Raw genomic sequence first — 17,835 nt, forward strand, 5'->3', positions numbered from 1 at the left:
GAACCCGTAGGTTACGTGGCCGTATGTTAAGCAGGCCGTAAAGGTTGCTGATCAGGCCGCATCGCCCGACCAGTTGCCAGGCATACGCAACAGCCCCGGGACCCAGGTCCCGGGGCTGGACGGGCAGGCCGCTCATGCGGTCAGGCATACAGCTCACGCAGCCGCACCGAGAGGCATGTCACACAGCCCTCGAGCTTCTCGAACTCGCTGATGTCCACCACGACCACCTCGTGGCCGAGGTTGGTCAGCAGCTCCGCCGTCTTCGGCGCGCTCGCCGCCATCAGCAGCTTGCCGCCGCCGAGCAGCACCACGTGCCCGCCGGACTCCTCGGGCACCGGCAGGAAGCGCGGGTACAGCGACGGCGTGTCCACCTTCGGGATGTGGCCGATGACGGTGCCGTCGGGCAGCGCCGTCACCGCCGACTTCAGGTGCAGCACCTTGCTCACCGGCACGGCGACGACCCGCGCGCCCAGCGGCTCGAAGGCGGCCCGCAGTTGCTGCACGCCGGCCGCGTTGGTGCGCCCGCCGCGGCCGACGTAGATCGTGTCGCCGACCTTCAGGACGTCACCACCGTCCAGCGTGCCCGGTTCCCAGATCCAGTTCACCGAGCAGCCGAGGCGCGCCACGGTCTCCTCGACCCCGGCGGTCTCGTCGCGCCGGGACTCGGCGCCGGGCCGGGTGATCAGCGCCACGTTCTTGTACATGACGACCGTGTCCTCGACGAACACGGAGTCGGGGCAGTCCTCGGCCGGGTCCACCTCGATCGTCTCCCAGCCGTGCTTCCGCAGGGCCTCGACGTACGCCTCCCACTGCCTCACCGCGAGCTCGACGTCGACCTTCTCCCGCTCGATGTGGGTCACCAGGCCTTCGGCGAGGCGCGGGCTGGGGCGGCGGACGAGGGCCTTCTTGCTGGGCACGAGGGGTCTCCGTATCGGCGGGGTGGTTCTCCGGCGCCAGGTGTTGCGGCACCGGTGCGCCATCATGCGCCACCGGTCCGCGTTGGACAAAACCCCTCGTTGTCAGCCTGTGGCCCTCCTGAGATGCTCCGCCACCGAGGCGGTGCTCCACGACGCCCCTACGACTTGACGGGACCGTGTCGCGGACTCGACGGGACCGTGTCGCGGACTCGACGGGACCGTGTCGCGGGCGACGCCGTTCTCCCTGGCTCGTTCTCCCCGGCTCCGGTGAGGGAGATGAACCCGGGCATGCCGTCGGCGCTAGACGGAATACCCGACAGCCTCTGGAGTGATTTCCATGAGCTCTCCCTCCTCCAGCAGCAGCCAGCGGGTGATGCCGATCGACTCGAGGAACGGCAGGTCGTGGCTCGCCGCGATCAGTGCGCCCTCGTACGACTCCAGTGCGGTCGTCAGCTGCCGCACGCTCGCCATGTCGAGGTTGTTCGTCGGCTCGTCGAGCATGAGCAGCTGCGGCGCGGGCTCGGCCAGCATCAGCGCGGCCAGCGCCGCCCGGAAGCGTTCGCCGCCGGACAGCGTCGCCGCCTCACGCCCGGCCAGGACGCGACGGCCGCGTGGAGCCGTCGGCGTGCGTACAGGTCGAGGTTGTTGGTGGGCTCGTCGAGCAGGAGCACGTCCGGCCGGCGCAGCAGCAGTGCGGCCAGGCGCAGCAGTACCGACTCGCCGCCCGACACCTCGCCGATGGTGCGGTCCAACTCGATGTGGTCGAGCCCGAGTTCACCGAGAGTGGCGAGGGCGCGCTCCTCGACGTCCCAGTCGTCGCCGACGGTCTCGAAGTGCTCCTCGGCCGCGTCGCCCGCCTCGATGGCGTGCAGCGCGGCCCGCCGGGCGGCGATGTCGAGCGCCTCGTCGACCCGGAGCGCCGTGTCGAGGGTGACGTTCTGCGGCAGGTAGCCGAACTCGCCCGCGACGCGGACGGCGCCGTCGGACGGGATGAGCTCGCCCGCGATCAGCTTCAACAGGGTCGACTTCCCTGAGCCGTTGACGCCGACGAGTCCGGTCCGGCCTGAGCCGAAGGCGACGTCGAGGCCGTCGAAGACGGGGGTGCCGTCGGGCCATGCGAAGGAGAGGGAGGTACAGGTGATGGACGGGGACATGGGCGCCTCGCGGTTGCTGGGTGCGGTCAGGGGCAAACGCGTGTCGAGACACCGCGAGGCGACGGTCACCGTGTAGGAGGGGAGTCCCGGGGCATGAGAAAAGCCCTGGACCGGACTTCCGGAGGACGGCTCGGACGCCGAGGTCGCACGCGACGCACACACCTCACCGGTGTGACGCGGTGTCTCAGGACCTCAGACGAGCAACGTCCTTCTCCAATCGACGGCAACAGGACCGCTGTACACCGTACGAGGGGCCGGGACGGCTGTCAACGCATTACCGTGGGCCACGAGCCCACCGCGCGAAGGAGGCCCCCGTGCCCAACGGCTCGCTCTCGCTGCCGGCCCGGCTCTATCTGCTGGCCTGGGACACCACGCGGCGCAAGGTCACCGGCGCCGCGCACCTCCATCACCTGGTGCGGGCCGGCGCCCTCACCGAGCTGGCCCAGCGCGGGCTGCTCCTCGACGAGGACGGCATTGCCACACCCGTCGACCTGGACGCCCGCACCGGGGACGCCGTGCTCGACGGCCTCCTGGACCTCGTACGGGAGTCCCGGCCCCGCCGCTGGAAGACGTGGGTGACGCTGCGGGCCCGGTTCACCCTCGTCGCCGTGCGGGAACAGCTGGCCGCCGAGGGATACCTGCGCGCGGAGAAGCGGCGCGTGCTCGGGATCTTCCCTTCGGTCGAGTACGTACTGGAGCGTGCCGCCGTCGTGGACGCTCTGCGCGAGGAGGCACGCGAGGTGCTCCAGGGATCGCTGCCGGCCGCGGAGGTCTCCGACCGGGACGCGGCCCTCGTCGCCCTGGCGGCCGCGGCGGAGCTGCGCATCCTGTTGCCCGGCAAGGACCGCAGACGCCACAGACAGCGCATCGAGGAACTGACCGAACGCAGCGGCGCCGCGGCCCCCGCCCTGCGCAAGGTCGTCCGCGAGGTCCGCACAGCGGTGATCGTCGCGACGACGGCCTCCGCACCGACGGGCAGCTGAACCACTCGGCCGCGGAACGGTCTGTGGTGGCGGGAGTGGGTGGTGCTGGGTGGGCGGGCAGCTGAACCACTCGGTGGCACGGTCTGTGTCGGGGAGCCGGCCGTGCCGCGCCGCGGTGGGCATCTGAGCCGCCAGGCCGAGGCGCGGCGTTCGTCGGTGACGACCGTGCGGGCCGGCGCCGGTGCGTGGCCGAATCCGCCCTTCGGCCCGCCCCCCCCGGGCCCGTCCCCCGGCCCGCCCTCCTCGCGCCGTCCGGGCCGTCACGTTCACGTCGGATTCCTGCCGGTCTCCGCCCGTCCACGGCTGGTTGAGTACCGCTCATGACGGATCAGAACACCCTTCGCGACCGCGCCCTGGCCTTCCGCGCCCTGCACGTCCCGGGGCGGCCGGTCGTGCTGCCGAACGCCTGGGACGCGGTGAACGCCCGTGTCGTCGAGGAGGCGGGTGCCGCGGCTGTGGCGACCACGAGTGGCGGGCTCGCCTGGGCCCTCGGTGCCGCCGACGGCGACCGGCTGGAGCGGGACCTGGCGCTCGCCGCCGTCGCGCGGATCACCGCCGCCGTCGGCGTGCCGGTCAGCGCCGACATCGAGAGCGGGTACGCCAAGGACCCCGCGAGTGTCGCCGACACGATCCGCGCGGTGCTCGCGGCGGGTGCCGTCGGTGTGAACATCGAGGACGCGCTGTACGAGGAGGGCGCGGGCCCGCTGCGCCCCGTCGCCGAGCAGGCCGAGCGCATCGCCGCCGCCCGCGAGGCCGCCGACGCGGAGGGGGTGCCGCTGTTCGTCAACGCCCGTATCGACACCTTCCTGCGGGGCACCGGGGACGTGGACCTCACCCTGGAGCGGGCCGCCGCCTTCCGCGCCGCGGGTGCCGACGGGATCTTCGTCCCCGGGGCCGTCGACCCGGGGATCGTGGAGGTGCTCGCCGACGGCATCGACGCGCCGCTCAACGTACTGGTCGGTCCGGGAGCGCCGCCGGTCGCCGAGCCGGCCGCGCTCGGCGTCGCGCGCGTGAGCGTGGGGTCGGCCGTCGCCCAGCCCGCGCACGCCGTGGTCCGCCGCGCCGGGCGGGAGCTGCTGGACGCGGGGACGTACGGGTCGCTGGCGGGCGGGCTCGACTACGGCGAGCCCAACGCGCTGCTGAAGGGGAGCCGTTAGCAGGCGTCCCGCATCAGCTCCGCCAGGCCGTGGTCCAGGTCGAGCTGCAGGTGCTCCAGGCCGACGGGCACCAGCTCGCTCGTGGCCTGAAGGAACCGCTGTATCTCACCGGTCCGGACGTGCACCACGGCGGTGCCCTCGGGGGCGTGGAACTCCAGGACGGTGCGGTCGTACCCGTACGGCCGCACCCGTACGTCGCCGTGCCCGTCGGGCTCCTGCAGACCGGCCGTAAGCAGGTCACGGGCGAAGGTCCAGCAGACCTCCACGCCTTCGAGGGTGGCCGGGGCCGGGAAGGTCATGCGGACGGCGAACGGGTCGCGCCGGTCGTAGTGCAGCGTGGCGGGAATGCTGAGCATCCGCGGCGCGGCGGCGACGAGGCGCGCCTCTACGGGCTGCTCGATGACGGTGGACAACGCCTTGCTCCCTTGTGGCGGCTGGACGAACGTTTCGGGCGGATGAGGCCGGGCACTGGAGGAGACGACGGAATCAGCCAATCCGTGCACACGAAAAGCGAGTGACCTCTGTCACCGCGTTCATGCACGGACGTGATGCGCCTCTCCCGACCGTCACGTGTGTGACCCAGCCCTTCCGCCGTGCCGCGAAAGGGAGTTGGAGCGTCGAGGGCCGTCTGGACGGCGCCGGGGGAGTGGGCGGGCTTCGCCCGCCATGAGGCGCTTGGGGAGCAGGCGACCGGCGAGACGGGCGAGACGGACAGTGGCCGCGGCGGTGTGCGGGGCGGTGCTGGCGGCCGTGCCCGCGCATGCGCGCGGCCAGGAGCACCGGGTGCCGCACTGGCAGCTCGAGGAGGCCGGCACGACCGGCGCCCGCTTCCGCGGTCTGTCCGCCGTCAGCCGGGACACCGCCTGGGTGGCCGGAACCGGCGGCACCGTGCTGCGCACCACCGACGGCGGGGCGAGTTGGCGGAACGTCTCGCCGCCCGGCGCCGCGGAGTTGCAGTTCCGGGACGTCGAGGCGTTCGACGCGCGGCGGGCCGTGGTGCTGGCCATCGGCGCGGGCGAAGCGTCCCGCGTCTACCGCACCGACCACGGCGGAGCGAGCTGGACGGAGTCCTTCCGCAACCCCGACGCCCAGGCCTCCTACGACTGCCTCACCTTCTTCGACCGCCGGCACGGCCTGGCGATGAGCGACCCGGTGGACGGCAGGTTCCGCCTCCTGACGACCAGTGACGGCGGCCGCTCGTGGAAGGTCCTGCCGAGCAAGGGCATGCCGGCGGCGCTGGACGGCGAGGCGGGCCTCGCCGCGAGCGGCCAGTGCCTGGTCGCCTCCGGGCCGCGGGACGTCTGGCTCGCCACCGGCGGAGGTGCACGCGCGCGTGTGCTGCACTCCGCGGACCGCGGGCTGACCTGGACGGCCACCGACACGCCGATTCCGGCGGGTGACCCGGCCAAGGGCGTCTTCGCGCTCGCCTTCCGGGACCGTACGCACGGGCTCGTGGTCGGAGGCGACTACCGGGTGGACCAGGCGTCACCGGGGGCGGCCGCCACCACCGGAGACGGGGGCCGCACATGGCAGCCCTCCGCCACGCCTCCGCCCGCCTACCGCTCCGGCGCCGCCTGGCTGCCGCACAGCCGCGCGGCCGCCCTCGCCGTCGGGCCCACCGGCACGGATCTCACGACCGACGGCGGCCGCACCTGGCGGACGGTGGACACCGGCTCGTACGACACCGTGGACTGCGCCCCGGACCTGGGCTGCTGGGCCGCCGGCGAGCAGGGGCGTGTCGCTCGACTGGAGTACTGATATCGCCCGATATGACGAACTGATCCAGAATGCGGGTATCCGTTCATTGCACAGAGAGGAAGTGAACGGCATGCCACGCGGTTCCAGTTCCAAACGGGAGCGTCAGTACGAGCACATCAAGGAGAGCGCGCAGGACCGGGGGGAGAGCACCGCTCGCGCCAAGGAGATCGCCGCGCGCACGGTGAACAAGGAGCGCGCCCGCTCCGGCGAGGCGAAGACCGCCAGCCGCTCCTCGACCCAGGACGTGTCCTCGGGCAGGCGGGGCGGACAGCGCTCGGGCAGCGGCTCCCAGGGATCCACCTACGACCAGCTCTACCAGGAGGCCAAGCGGCGCAACATCCGCGGCCGCTCGGACATGAACAAGCAGCAGCTGCAGCAGGCGCTGGGCAGGGGCTGACCCGGGGCGCCGGGCGGGGCGGGCCCGCATCCGCGTGTGCGCGAGCCCGCCCCGCCGCGCTGCCCGGCGCCGCCGGGGCCGTACGCTCGTCACCACCATGACGACCGTAGGCATTCCCGCGGGCTGGCCCGCGACCGAGGAGCAGGCCCGCGCCGTCCAGGACGAGTTGCGCGCGCGGGTGGTGCTGGACGAGCCGGGACCGCCGCCCGGTACGGGACACGTCACGGGGGTCGACGTCGCCTACGACGACGAACGGGACGTCGTCGCGGCCGCGGCCGTCGTGCTGGACGCGGCGAGCCTGGACGTCGTGGCCGAAGTCACCGCCGTGGGGCGGATCTCCTTCCCGTACGTGCCCGGACTGCTCGCCTTTCGCGAGATCCCCACGGTGCTGGCCGCCCTCGATGCCCTGCCCTGTCCGCCCGGCCTGGTAGTCTGCGACGGCTACGGCCTGGCCCACCCCCGCTGCTTCGGCCTCGCCAGCCACCTCGGCGTGCTGACCGGACTGCCGACGATCGGCGTCGCCAAGAACCCCTTCACCTTCACCTACGACGACCCGGACGCCCAGCGCGGCAGCGCCTCCCCGCTCCTGGCGGGCACCGAGGAGGTCGGCCGCGCCCTGCGCACCCGCGACGGCGTCAAACCGGTCTTCGTCTCCGTCGGTCACCGGATGACGCTGGACAACGCCTGCGCCCACACCCTCGCCCTCACCCCGTCCTACCGTCTCCCGGAGACGACCCGCCGGGCGGACGCGCTGTGCCGCCGGGCACTTCAGGAGGCGACGACGCGCCAGCCGCCCACCTCGCGGTAGTCCGAGTCGTAGATGACCGATCCCTCCTCGGGATCGAGGGCGTAATGGCGGATGTTCCCGCCCCAGTACCGCAGGATGCGGCCCAGCTCTCCTGCCGGGTCCTGCGCCATCGCTCCGTCGTCCAGGGTGACTTCGAGTTGGAATTTCATGGGTTCGATTCTTTCATTGAAGTCCTAGTTGGCACTTCTTCGGACAGTTCCGCGGCCCGAGGCGGAAGAGCGTGCGGAAAGCCTCAAACGGAGGTGCGGGGGAGGGGAATGGGGAATGGTGCGGGGGAGGGGACTGCGCGGGGGAGCGGACTGAGTACGTCATCTGAGTACCCGTACGGATGTGGCTGCCGAGGTCTCGTCGGCAGTCTGTGCCGCATGACGATGCACCGTTCCCCCAAGCCCCTCGTCGACCCGAACCGGCCCGTCGAGCGCGCCGTGACAGCCGTACTGATCCTCGCCGTGCTGGCGGGGCTCGCCTGGATAGGCGGGATGATCTGCACGGCGGCGGGGTGGTCGCTGTAGCCCGACCGGGCTACCGCCTCGCCGCGATCCGGAAGGTGATCCCCGCCGTGCGCAGGCGGTCGGTCAGCGCGTCGCCCATGGCCACGGCCGTCGTGACCTGGCCGGCTGTCGGCGGCAGGTCGTCGAAGGCCAGGGACAGGGCCGACTCGGCGAACATCTTCGCCGTCTCGTCGTACCCGGGGTCGCCGCCCGCGACCTCCGTGAACACCTGTCGGCCACCGCCCTCGCCCACGAAGCGCACGGAGAACCAGCTCCGGGCGCGCTTCTCGGCGCTCGGCCCCTCCCCGGGCTTGAGCCGGTCGGACAACCAGCGCCGCACGGGCGTCAGTTGGGCCGCGGCGGCGATCGCGCCGACGGCCGCGACCCCGCCCACGGCGACGGGCAGGTGCTCGACGGCCGCGTAGTGGCGGTAGCGGAAGTCGGGTCCGTAACGCTCCAGCGCCCTCGCGGACCGCCGCACGATCTGCGGGTCGACGGTCGGCAGCGGCAGCGCCCAGGCGCCGACCTCCGCGGCGAACCGCGGCGCGCCCGTCGGCGCGGACACCCGCCGGCCCATCAGCCGCGGCTCGTGCCGCGCACGGTCCCGCGCGGCGGCCGCCATCCGGCGGGGACGCGCGAACTGGTTGAGCGCCGACGCGAACGTGCCGCCCGAGAAGGCCGCGTCCGCCCGGACGAACCCGTCCACGGTCAGCGGAACGTCCTCCGGCAGCTGCTGCACGGTGAAGTACACGCCCAGGTCGTGGGGGATCGAGTCGAACCCGCAGGCGTGCAGCAGTCGCGCCCCGGTCTCCCGCGCGCGTGCGTCGTGCCGGACGTACACCAGGTCCACGAACTCGGGCTCACCGGAGAGGTCCAGGTAGTCCGCGCCGCTGTCCGCGCAGGCGGCGACGAGTTCCTCGCCGTACGTCACGTAGGGACCCACGGTCGTGGCCACCACGCGCGCGTGCCGGGCGAGTTCGCGCAGCGACGCCGGGTCGGCCACGTCCGCCCGCAGCACCCCTACGGCCTGGCCGCCGGGCAGCCGCTCGCGCAGTTGCTCCAGCTTCCGCTCGCTGCGGCCGGCGATCGCCCAGCGCAGCCCCTCGGGGGCGTGCGCGGCGAGGTACTCCGCGGTGAGCGTCCCGACGAAGCCCGTGGCTCCGAAGAGCACGATGTCGTACGGACGGTCCGTCCTGTTGAGCCTGCTCATGACACCCCTCGTCCCGTAGCCCGCGCCGCTGTCGGTCGCCGAGGCTAGCGTGAGGGGTGCGGAGCCTGACGACGTGGGGTACGGCCGCGCCGACGCCGGGTACAACTTGGCTAAGCGCTTGCTCGCCCAGGTCTTGTGCCCATGGGAACACGTTCTTAGCATCACCGGTGTCACATCGGTTGTGTCACAGCGAGGGGGCTGGATGGCAGCGGCAACGGCGCCCGGGGACGGCGGCCCGCTCACCGGCGTGCGCGTGGTCGAGCTGGCCGGCATCGGCCCCGGTCCGTTCGCCGCCATGCTCCTCGCCGACCTGGGCGCCGACGTCGTCCGCGTGGACCGCCCGGGCGGCACCGGACTCGCCATCGACCCCGCCTACGACGTCACCAACCGCAACAAGCGCTCGGTGATCGTCGACCTGAAGTCCGCGGACGGCCCCGCCCGCATCCTCGACCTCGCCGAACGCGCCGACATCCTGATCGAGGGCTACCGCCCCGGCGTCGCCGAACGCCTCGGTGTCGGCCCCGAGGCCTGCCACGCCCGCAACCCGCGGCTGGTCTACGGCCGGATGACCGGCTGGGGGCAGGAGGGCCCCCTCGCCCCGCGCGCCGGCCACGACATCGCGTACATCGCCGTGACCGGCACCCTCGGCATGATCGGAAAACCGGACGAGCCACCCGCCGTCCCCGCCAACCTGATCGGCGACTACGCGGGCGGCTCGCTCTACCTCGTCGTCGGCGTCCTCGCCGCCCTCCACCACGCCCGCGCGACCGGCACCGGCCAGGTCGTGGACGCCGCCATCGTCGACGGCGCCGCCCACCTCGCCGCGATGATCCACGGCATGCTCGCCGCCGGCGCCTGGCAGGACCGCCGCGGGGCCAACCTCTTCGACGGCGGCAGCCCGTACTACGGGACGTACGAGACGGCCGACGGCGAGTTCATGGCGGTCGGCGCCCTGGAGCAGCAGTTCTACGACGAGTTCCTCAGCCTCCTCGGCCTGGAGGACCATGCGCAGGCCCACAAGGACATCACCCGCTGGGGCGAGCTGCGCGAGGCGGTCGCCGTCCGCTTCAGGACCCGCACCCGCGACGAGTGGACCGCCGTCTTCGAGGGCTCCGACGCGTGCGTGGCGCCCGTGCTGTCGCTGCGGGAGGCCCCGCACCACCCGCACCTCGCCGCCCGCGGCACCTTCACCGAGCACGCCGGCATCAACCAGCCCGCGCCCGCACCCCGCTTCTCCGTGACCCCCACCGCCGTCCGCACCGGCCCCGCCCGGCCGGGCGCCGACACGGAGCACGTGGCCCGCGACTGGGACGTACCGCGCCTGCTCAAGGACCCCGACAAGGACGGCGACTGATGGAGCTCTCGATCCCCCTGGACTACGCCGCCGACCCGCGCACGGCGGCAAACGACGCGGCGGCGCTGGAGTCGGCCGGCCTGGACGCCGTCTGGGTCGCGGAGGCGTACGGGTTCGACTCGCCCACGATCATGGGCTACCTCGCCGCCCGCACCGAGCGCATGAAGATCGGCGCCGCGATCCTCAACGTCTACTCCCGCACCCCCGCCCTCATCGCCCAGACCGCCGCCGGCCTCGACGCGATCTCCGGCGGCCGCGCGATCATCGGGCTGGGCGCCTCCGGCCCGCAGGTGATCGAGGGCTGGCACGGCAAGCCGTACGACAAACCCCTCGGCCGCACCCGCGAGACCATCGAGCTGACCCGCCGCATCCTGCGCCGCGAGCTCGTCGACCACCACGGCATCACCGACATGCCCCTGCCGGGCGGCCTGGGCAAGCCCCTGAAGATCCTCACCCGGCCCGTCCGCCCCGACGTCCCGCTGTACGTCGCCTCCCTGGGCCCCGCCAACGTCCGCATGACGGCCGAGATCGCCGACGGCTGGCTGCCCACCCTCTTCATCCCGGAGAGGGCCCGCGAGGTGTGGGGCGCGCCGCTTGCGGAGGGCGCCGCGCGGCGCGACCCCGCCCTGGAGCCCTTGCAGACCGTCGCGGGCGGGCTCCTCGCCATCGGCGAGGACGCAGCCGCCGTACGGGACCTCGCCCGGCCGAAAATCGCCCTGTACGTGGGCGGCATGGGCGCGCCGGGCAGGAACTTCTACAACGACCTCGCCGTCGCCTACGGCTACGAGAAGGAGGCCCGGCTCATCCAGGAGCTGTACCTCTCCGGCCGCAAGAAGGAGGCCGAGGCCGCCGTGCCGGACGAGTTCTGCGAGCTGACATCCCTGTGCGGACCCAAGAGTTACGTCCGTGAGCGCGTCGCCGCCTTCCAGGAGGCCGGGGTCACCATGCTGAACGTGATACCCGTCGGCCCGGAACCGGCCCGCCTGGTGGAGACCGTCAAGAGCTGGCTGTGACCCTCGTTCCCCGAGGACCGCATCACCAGCCCTCATCGCCCCGAAAACCCTCATTGAAAGGCTTGTCAGTGAGCACCGAAGCGTACGTGTACGACGCGATCCGCACCCCGCGCGGGCGCGGGAAGGCCAACGGCGCCCTGCACGGCACGAAGCCCATCGACCTGGTCGTCGGCCTCATCCACGAGATCCGCGACCGCTTCCCCGGCCTCGACCCGGCGGCCGTCGACGACATCGTGCTCGGCGTCGTCGGCCCGGTCGGCGACCAGGGCTCCGACATCGCGCGCATCGCCGCGATCGCCGCCGGGCTACCGGACACGGTGGCCGGCGTGCAGGAGAACCGCTTCTGTGCCTCGGGCCTGGAGGCCGTGAACCTGGCCGCCGCCAAGGTGCGGTCGGGCTGGGAGGACCTCGTCCTCGCGGGCGGCGTCGAGTCGATGTCCCGGGTGCCGATGGCCTCGGACGGCGGCGCCTGGTTCAACGACCCGATGACCAACCTCGCCGTCAACTTCGTGCCGCAGGGCATCGGCGCCGATCTGATCGCCACCATCGAGGGCTTCTCCCGGCGGGACGTCGACGAGTACGCCGCCCTGTCACAGGAGCGGGCGGCCACCGCCTGGAAGGAGGGCCGCTTCGACCGCTCCGTCGTCCCGGTGAAGGACCGCAACGGCCTGGTCGTCCTCGACCACGACGAGCACCTGCGCCCCGGCACCACCGCCGACTCGCTCGCGAAGCTGAAGCCGTCCTTCGCCGACATCGGCGACCTGGGCGGCTTCGACGCCGTCGCCCTGCAGAAGTACCACTGGGTCGAGAAGATCGACCATGTCCACCACGCGGGCAACTCCTCAGGCATCGTGGACGGCGCCTCGCTCGTCGCGATCGGCTCCAAGGAGGTCGGCGAGCGTTACGGACTCACCCCGCGCGCGCGGATCGTCTCCGCCGCGGTCTCCGGCTCCGAGCCCACCATCATGCTCACCGGGCCCGCACCCGCCACCCGCAAGGCGCTCGCCAAGGCCGGACTGACCATCGACGACATCGACCTCGTCGAGATCAACGAGGCGTTCGCGGCGGTCGTGCTGCGGTTCGTGAAGGACATGGGCCTGTCCCTGGACAAGGTCAACGTCAACGGCGGCGCGATCGCGCTGGGTCACCCGCTCGGCGCCACCGGCGCGATGATCCTCGGCACGCTCGTCGACGAACTGGAGCGCCAGGACAAGCGGTACGGCCTCGCCACGTTGTGCGTGGGCGGCGGCATGGGCATCGCGACGATCGTCGCGCGCGTCTGATTCCCGGCGGAATCGGCGAAACCAAGAGACTTCAACGGAGACCCTGTCATGACCGAGAGCACCACCATCCGCTGGGAGCAGGACGACACCGGCGTCGTCACCCTCGTCCTCGACGACCCCAACCAGTCCGCGAACACCATGAACCAGGCGTTCCGGGACTCGCTCGCCGCGGTCGCCGACCGTCTGGAGGCGGAAATCCAGGCCGATCCCGACTCGATCCGCGGCATCATCGTCACCTCGGCCAAGAAGACCTTCTTCGCCGGCGGCGACCTGCGCGACCTCATCCGGGTCACCCCCGAGACCGCCCAGGAGCTGTTCGACGGCGGCCTCGCCATCAAGCGCAACCTGCGCCGTATCGAGACCCTGGGCAAGCCGGTCGTCGCGGCGATCAACGGTGCGGCCCTGGGCGGCGGTTACGAGATCGCCCTGGCCTGTCACCACCGCATCGCCCTCGACACGCCCGGGTCGAAGATCGGCTGCCCCGAGGTCACGCTCGGCCTGCTGCCCGGCGGCGGTGGCGTCGTCCGTACCGTGCGCCTGCTCGGCATCGCCGACGCCCTGCTGAAGGTGCTCCTCCAGGGCACCCAGTACAGCCCGCGGCGCGCCCTGGAGAACGGCCTCGTCCACGAGGTGGCCGCCACTGGGGACGAGTTGATCGCCAAGGCCCGCGCCTACATCGACGCCCACCCCGAATCGCAGCAGCCCTGGGACAAGCCGGGCTACCGCATCCCGGGCGGCACGCCGGCCAACCCGAAGTTCGCGGCCAACCTGCCCGCCTTCCCGGCCACCCTGCGCAAGCAGACGAACGGCGCGCCCTATCCGGCCCCGCGCAACATCCTCGCGGCCGCCGTCGAGGGCTCCCAGGTCGACTTCGAGACGGCCCAGGTCATCGAGGCCCGCTACTTCGTGGAGCTGGCCGCCGGCCAGACCTCGAAGAACATGATCCAGGCCTTCTTCTTCGACCTCCAGGCCGTCAACTCCGGCGCCAACCGCCCCAAGGGCATCGAGCCCCGCCAGGTCCGCAAGGTCGCCGTCCTCGGCGCCGGGATGATGGGCGCGGGCATCGCCTACGCGTGCGCCCGCGCGGGCATCGACGTCGTCCTGAAGGACGTGTCGCTGGAGGCCGCCGTCAAGGGCAAGGGCTACTCGGAGAAGCTGTGCGCCAAGGCCGTCTCCAAGGGCCGCACCACCCACGAGCAGGCGGACGCGCTGCTCGCCCGCATCACGCCCACCTCCGAGGCGGCCGACCTGGCGGGCTGCGACGCGGTGATCGAGGCCGTCTTCGAGGACACGGCCCTCAAGCACAAGGTGTTCCAGGAGATCGAGCACATCGTCGCGCCCGATGCGCTGCTGTGCTCCAACACCTCCACCCTGCCGATCACCGCGCTGGCCGAGGGCGTGGAACGCCAGGCCGACTTCATCGGACTGCACTTCTTCTCGCCCGTCGACAAGATGCCCCTCGTCGAGATCATCAAGGGCGAGCGCACTGGTGACGAGGCACTGGCGCGGGCCTTCGACCTGGTCCGGCAGATCAAGAAGACGCCGATCGTCGTCAACGACTCGCGCGGCTTCTTCACCTCCCGGGTGATCGGCCATTTCATCAACGAGGGCGTGGCCATGGTCGGCGAGGGCATCGAGCCCGCGTCCATCGAGCAAGCGGCCGCCCAGGCGGGCTACCCCGCCAAGGTGCTGTCCCTGATGGACGAGCTGACGCTCACCCTGCCGCGCAAGATCCGGGCCGAGTCGAAGCGGGCCGTCGAGGAGGCGGGCGGCACCTGGACCGCGCACCCCGCCGAGGCGGTCATCGACCGCATGGTCGACGAGTTCGGCCGCACCGGCCGCAGCGGCGGCGCGGGCTTCTACGACTACGTCGACGGCAAGCGGGCCGGGCTGTGGCCGGGGCTGCGGGAGCACTTCACCAAGCCCGGGTACGAGATCCCGTTCAAGGACATGCAGGAGCGCATGCTCTTCTCCGAGGCGCTCGACACCGTCAAGCTCCTGGAAGAGGGGGTGCTGACGTCCGTCGCCGACGCGAACATCGGCTCGATCCTCGGCATCGGCTTCCCCGGCTGGACCGGTGGTGTGCTGCAGTACATCAACGGCTACGAGGGAGGACTGCCCGGCTTCGTCGCACGCGCGCGGGAACTCACCGAGCGCTACGGCGAGCGGTTCACCCCGCCCGCCCTGCTGGTGGAGAAGGCGGAGAAGGGGGAGACCTTCACGGACGCGCGCTGACGCGTCGGTCACGCAGTGGGCGTCCCCCGGTCATGTCCTCCTGGTGGACGCCCCTGCGTGGCACTGTCGACCCACTCCTGCAGCGCCTCCTTCAGCGACCGCTGGAAGGTGGTCAGCAGGGCCTGCACCACCAAGGGGTGCATGTGGGCGGACAGGGACTTCACGTCCCGTGTGTCGCGTTCGGCCACCGCGTCGCGCAGCAGCCGTGACAGCTCGTGCGCGGCCGCACGCGCGTGCTCGACGAGCGCGGTGCGAGCCGCGAGGATCGTCTCCTGGGCCAGCGGTACGTCGAGGAGCTGCACGCCGAGCCGCAGCAGGCCGCAGTCGACGCGGAAGGACTCGCCGTCGCGGGCGACCACGTTCATCGCCGCGAGCCGCTCCACGTCCTCGTCGGCGAGCGGCCGGCCGGCCCGCCGCTCCAGCTCCCGCCGGGACACCGTCTCCACCGTGTCCGGCGCCCAGGAGGCCACCACCGCGCGCTGGATGGCGAGGTCGTGCGGGGTGAGGTCCGGCGGCAGCTGCCGCAGGTGCCGCTCGATCGCGGCGAGCGTCATGCCTTGGTGCTGCATCTCCTCGATCAACGCCAGGCGCGCGAGGTGCTCGCGGCCGTAGTGACCCACCCGGCGCGGACCGATCACCGGGGGCGGCAGCAGGCCCCGGGTGCTGTAGAAGCGGACCGTGCGCACCGTGACGCCGGCCCGCGCGGCCAGCTCGTCGATCGTGAGGGTCGGCTCCTCGGTGTCGGTCGTCATGTGCAGCAGTATCGCTGTCTCACCAGTGGTGTGAAACCTGGTTCGGCAGTGCCGGGAAGCCTCCTGCGCAACCTTCGGTGCCCTTGTGACCGAACGGCGAAGGGCGTGTGAGAAGTACCGCTCTGTGACATGGGCCATCGCATGAGAAGTGATCCCTCTGGAAAGCTGTTGCTCTGGTCTGTGCCGCATCATGGGTGGTGCGGGCCGCAACACGTACGGACACCCGGGCCCACAACGCCCGGGCGCACCAGAGAGTGGAACCACCCGTGAGCAAGACATCCATGCACACGGCACAGGTCGCCGACCATCCCCAGGCGACCGGGACGCCCGCCGACGCGGGCGACGCCGGCTACAGCAAGGACCTCAAGCACCGCCACGTCAACATGATCGCCATCGGCGGCGCCATCGGCACCGGACTCTTCCTCGGCGCCGGCGGCCGCCTCCACAACGCGGGCCCGGCGCTCGCGCTGGCCTACCTCGTCTGTGGCGTCTTCGCGTTCTTCGTCGTCCGCGCCCTGGGCGAGCTGGTCCTGTACCGGCCCTCCTCCGGGTCCTTCGTGTCGTACGCGCGCGAGTTCCTCGGCGAGAAGGGCGCCTACGTCGCCGGCTGGATGTACTTCCTGAACTGGTCGACGACCGGTATCGCCGACATCACCGCGATCGCGCTCTACACGCACTACTGGAGCATGTTCACGAGCATCCCGCAGTGGGTGCTGGCCCTGGTCGCCCTCGCCGTGGTGCTGGCCGTGAACCTGATCTCGGTGAAGATCTTCGGCGAGATGGAGTTCTGGTTCGCGATCATCAAGGTCGCCACCCTGGTCGGCTTCATGCTGATCGGCGTCTTCCTGCTGGCCACCCAGCACGACGTCGGCGGCCGGACCCCCGGCCTGGGCGTGATCACCGACCACGGCGGCGTCTTCCCGCACGGAATGATGCCGGTCGTCCTCGTCATGCAGGGCGTGATCTTCGCCTACGCCGCCCTGGAGCTGGTCGGCGTCGCCGCGGGCGAGACCGCCGAGCCGGAGAAGGTCGTCCCGCGCGCGGTGAACTCGATCATGTGGCGCGTGGGCCTGTTCTACTGCGGCTCGGTTGTCCTGCTGGCGCTGCTGCTGCCCGGCTCGGTCTACTCGGCCGACGAGAGCCCGTTCGTCACGGTCCTGGCCAGGATCGGCGTTCCCGCGGCCGGTGACATCATGAACCTGGTGGTCCTCACCGCCGCCATGTCGTCGCTGAACTCCGGCCTGTACTCCACCGGCCGCATCCTGCGCTCCATGGCGATGGCGGGCTCGGCGCCGAAGTTCACCCGGGTGATGAGCCGCAGCCAGGTCCCCTACGGCGGCATCCTGCTGACCTGCGCGGTGTGCGTGCTCGGCGTCGGCCTGAACTACCTCGTGCCGAGCCAGGCCTTCGAGATCGTGCTGAACGTCGCCTCCCTCGGCATCGTCAGCACCTGGGTGATCATCATGGTCTGCCACCTGATCTTCGTCCGCCGCGCCAAGGCGGGCCAGGCCACCCGGCCGCACTTCCGGCTGCCCGGCAGCCCGGTGACGGAGATCGCGACGATCGCCTTCCTGCTGGCCTGCCTCGGCCTGATGTGGAACGACCCCGAGGTCGGCCGCAAGACTCTGCTGCTCATCCCGCTGATCGCGGTGCTGCTGGTCGCCGGCTGGTTCGGCGTCCGCCGCCGGGTCTCGCTGACCGCGGACCAGGAGCTGTCGGAGATCTCGTAGACCACGAAGTAGCAGCTCGGGCCACTGTCAGTGGCAGCGCCTACGCTGGCGTCATGTCGGAGATCACGTATGTCCGGGGTGACGCCACCGTGCCGTCGGTCAAGGGCGTCAAGGTGATAGCCCACGTCTGCAACGACATAGGCGGCTAACGACATAGGCGGCTAACGACATAGGGGGCTAACGATATAGAGGGCTGGGGAAGGGCTTCGTCCTTGCGCTCTCGCGGCGCTGGCCCGAACCGGAGGCCGCCTACCGGGCCTGGCACCGCGACCGCGCGTCGAACGACTTCGGCCCGGGCGCCGTCCAGCTGGTCCGGGTCGAGCGCCACGTATGGGTGGCCAACATGGTCGGGCAGCGCGGGATCCGCAGGGGCAGCAAGGGCGTCCCCGTGCGGTACGAGGCGATCGACGCGGCCCTGGCCCGGCTCGCCGTCCGGGCGACCGAGCTCGACGCGTCCGTGCACATGCCCCGCATAGCCTGCGGGCTGGCCGGCGGCACCTGGTCCCGGGTCGAGCCGCTGATCACCGAGCGGCTGGTGAAGCGGGGGATCACCGTGACGGTCTACGACCACGGGGAGACGTGAGCGGCCCGTC

The 17,835-nt window shown here is 71.8% G+C and carries 16 protein-coding genes and 2 pseudogenes; 12 read left to right on the forward strand and 6 right to left on the reverse strand.

All coding sequences use genetic code 11. From position 1 onward, the window contains the following. Positions 1–140: 140 nt before the first annotated feature. Both ddaH and ABZV31_RS22825 read right to left on the reverse strand, forming a co-directional pair. Positions 141–917: a dimethylargininase gene (gene ddaH, locus ABZV31_RS22820; RefSeq protein WP_355896774.1), complete on the reverse strand. Its 777-nt coding sequence runs from the start codon at positions 915–917 to the stop codon at positions 141–143. Between the two features lie 300 nt (positions 918–1,217). Continuing rightward, positions 1,218–2,071, reverse strand: a pseudogene (locus ABZV31_RS22825) (ATP-binding cassette domain-containing protein). Positions 2,072–2,385: 314 nt separating this feature from the next. Here ABZV31_RS22825 and ABZV31_RS22830 point away from each other — a divergent pair. Together ABZV31_RS22830 and ABZV31_RS22835 are read left to right on the forward strand one after the other, a co-directional pair. Continuing rightward, positions 2,386–3,054: a GPP34 family phosphoprotein gene (locus ABZV31_RS22830; RefSeq protein WP_355896776.1), complete on the forward strand. Its 669-nt coding sequence runs from the start codon at positions 2,386–2,388 to the stop codon at positions 3,052–3,054. 320 nt (positions 3,055–3,374) lie between these two features. After that, positions 3,375–4,211 (forward strand): isocitrate lyase/phosphoenolpyruvate mutase family protein, encoded by an 837-nt coding sequence (locus ABZV31_RS22835; RefSeq protein ID WP_355896779.1) that lies wholly within the window; start codon positions 3,375–3,377, stop codon positions 4,209–4,211. Here ABZV31_RS22835 and ABZV31_RS22840 read toward each other — a convergent pair. Next, positions 4,208–4,624, reverse strand: coding sequence for an SsgA family sporulation/cell division regulator (locus tag ABZV31_RS22840; protein ID WP_355896782.1), 417 nt, complete (start codon positions 4,622–4,624; stop codon positions 4,208–4,210). The two genes, ABZV31_RS22835 and ABZV31_RS22840, sit on opposite strands and share 4 nt — an antisense overlap. Before the next feature lie 253 nt (positions 4,625–4,877). Between ABZV31_RS22840 and ABZV31_RS22845 the strand changes: the two genes are divergently transcribed. The 3 genes from ABZV31_RS22845 (at position 4,878) to ABZV31_RS22855 (ending at position 7,174) form a co-directional block, all read left to right on the forward strand. Then, positions 4,878–5,969 carry an oxidoreductase gene (locus tag ABZV31_RS22845; protein WP_355896785.1) on the forward strand — a complete coding sequence of 364 codons (1,092 nt, stop codon included), beginning with the start codon at positions 4,878–4,880 and terminating at the stop codon, positions 5,967–5,969. A gap of 70 nt (positions 5,970–6,039) precedes the next feature. Further along, positions 6,040–6,366: a plasmid stabilization protein gene (locus ABZV31_RS22850; RefSeq protein ID WP_355896787.1), complete on the forward strand. Its 327-nt coding sequence runs from the start codon at positions 6,040–6,042 to the stop codon at positions 6,364–6,366. 97 nt (positions 6,367–6,463) lie between these two features. Then, complete coding sequence (locus tag ABZV31_RS22855) at positions 6,464–7,174, forward strand: endonuclease V (protein WP_355896789.1); 711 nt, start codon at positions 6,464–6,466, stop codon at positions 7,172–7,174. Here the strand turns inward: ABZV31_RS22855 and ABZV31_RS22860 are convergent. Further along, the gene (locus tag ABZV31_RS22860) at positions 7,135–7,323 is read right to left on the reverse strand and encodes a hypothetical protein (protein ID WP_355896792.1); all 189 of its coding nucleotides are present in this window, start codon (positions 7,321–7,323) and stop codon (positions 7,135–7,137) included. The genes ABZV31_RS22855 and ABZV31_RS22860 overlap by 40 nt on opposite strands. 216 nt (positions 7,324–7,539) lie before the next feature. Here ABZV31_RS22860 and ABZV31_RS22865 point away from each other — a divergent pair, with 216 nt between their 5' ends. After that, positions 7,540–7,686, forward strand: coding sequence for a hypothetical protein (locus ABZV31_RS22865; protein ID WP_355896795.1), 147 nt, complete (start codon positions 7,540–7,542; stop codon positions 7,684–7,686). A 10-nt stretch (positions 7,687–7,696) separates the two neighbouring features. On the opposite strand, the gene ABZV31_RS22870 is transcribed toward ABZV31_RS22865, so the two are convergent. Beyond that, on the reverse strand, positions 7,697–8,875 hold the full coding sequence (locus ABZV31_RS22870; RefSeq protein WP_355896797.1) for a saccharopine dehydrogenase NADP-binding domain-containing protein: 1,179 nt from the start codon (positions 8,873–8,875) through the stop codon (positions 7,697–7,699). Positions 8,876–9,077: 202 nt separating this feature from the next. On the opposite strand from ABZV31_RS22870, the gene ABZV31_RS22875 reads away from it, so the two are divergent. The 4 genes from ABZV31_RS22875 (at position 9,078) to ABZV31_RS22890 (ending at position 14,760) form a co-directional block, all read left to right on the forward strand. Next, entirely contained in the window at positions 9,078–10,229 is a 1,152-nt protein-coding gene (locus ABZV31_RS22875; protein ID WP_355896800.1) for a CaiB/BaiF CoA-transferase family protein, read from the forward strand. After that, positions 10,229–11,242, forward strand: coding sequence for an LLM class F420-dependent oxidoreductase (locus ABZV31_RS22880; RefSeq protein WP_355896803.1), 1,014 nt, complete (start codon positions 10,229–10,231; stop codon positions 11,240–11,242). Before ABZV31_RS22875 ends, ABZV31_RS22880 begins: the two co-directional genes overlap by 1 nt. A 68-nt stretch (positions 11,243–11,310) precedes the next feature. Beyond that, positions 11,311–12,525: an acetyl-CoA C-acetyltransferase gene (locus tag ABZV31_RS22885; RefSeq protein WP_355896806.1), complete on the forward strand. Its 1,215-nt coding sequence runs from the start codon at positions 11,311–11,313 to the stop codon at positions 12,523–12,525. A 48-nt stretch (positions 12,526–12,573) separates the two neighbouring features. Further along, complete coding sequence (locus ABZV31_RS22890) at positions 12,574–14,760, forward strand: 3-hydroxyacyl-CoA dehydrogenase NAD-binding domain-containing protein (protein ID WP_355896809.1); 2,187 nt, start codon at positions 12,574–12,576, stop codon at positions 14,758–14,760. Positions 14,761–14,768: 8 nt separating this feature from the next. Here the strand turns inward: ABZV31_RS22890 and ABZV31_RS22895 are convergent, their stop codons facing one another. Then, positions 14,769–15,512, reverse strand: a complete 744-nt coding sequence (locus ABZV31_RS22895) for a MerR family transcriptional regulator (protein ID WP_355896812.1) — start codon at positions 15,510–15,512, stop codon at positions 14,769–14,771. Between the two features lie 266 nt (positions 15,513–15,778). Here ABZV31_RS22895 and ABZV31_RS22900 point away from each other — a divergent pair, with 266 nt between their 5' ends. Both ABZV31_RS22900 and ABZV31_RS22905 read left to right on the forward strand, forming a co-directional pair. Next, a complete protein-coding gene (locus tag ABZV31_RS22900) occupies positions 15,779–17,242 on the forward strand; it encodes an amino acid permease (RefSeq protein WP_355896815.1) in 1,464 nt (487 codons plus the stop codon). A 53-nt stretch (positions 17,243–17,295) separates the two neighbouring features. Next, positions 17,296–17,825 (forward strand): annotated as a pseudogene (locus ABZV31_RS22905) (Appr-1-p processing protein). Positions 17,826–17,835 lie beyond the last annotated feature (10 nt).

The organism is Streptomyces sp. NPDC005202, from assembly GCF_040608235.1.
In the GTDB taxonomy this organism is placed as follows: domain Bacteria; phylum Actinomycetota; class Actinomycetes; order Streptomycetales; family Streptomycetaceae; genus Streptomyces.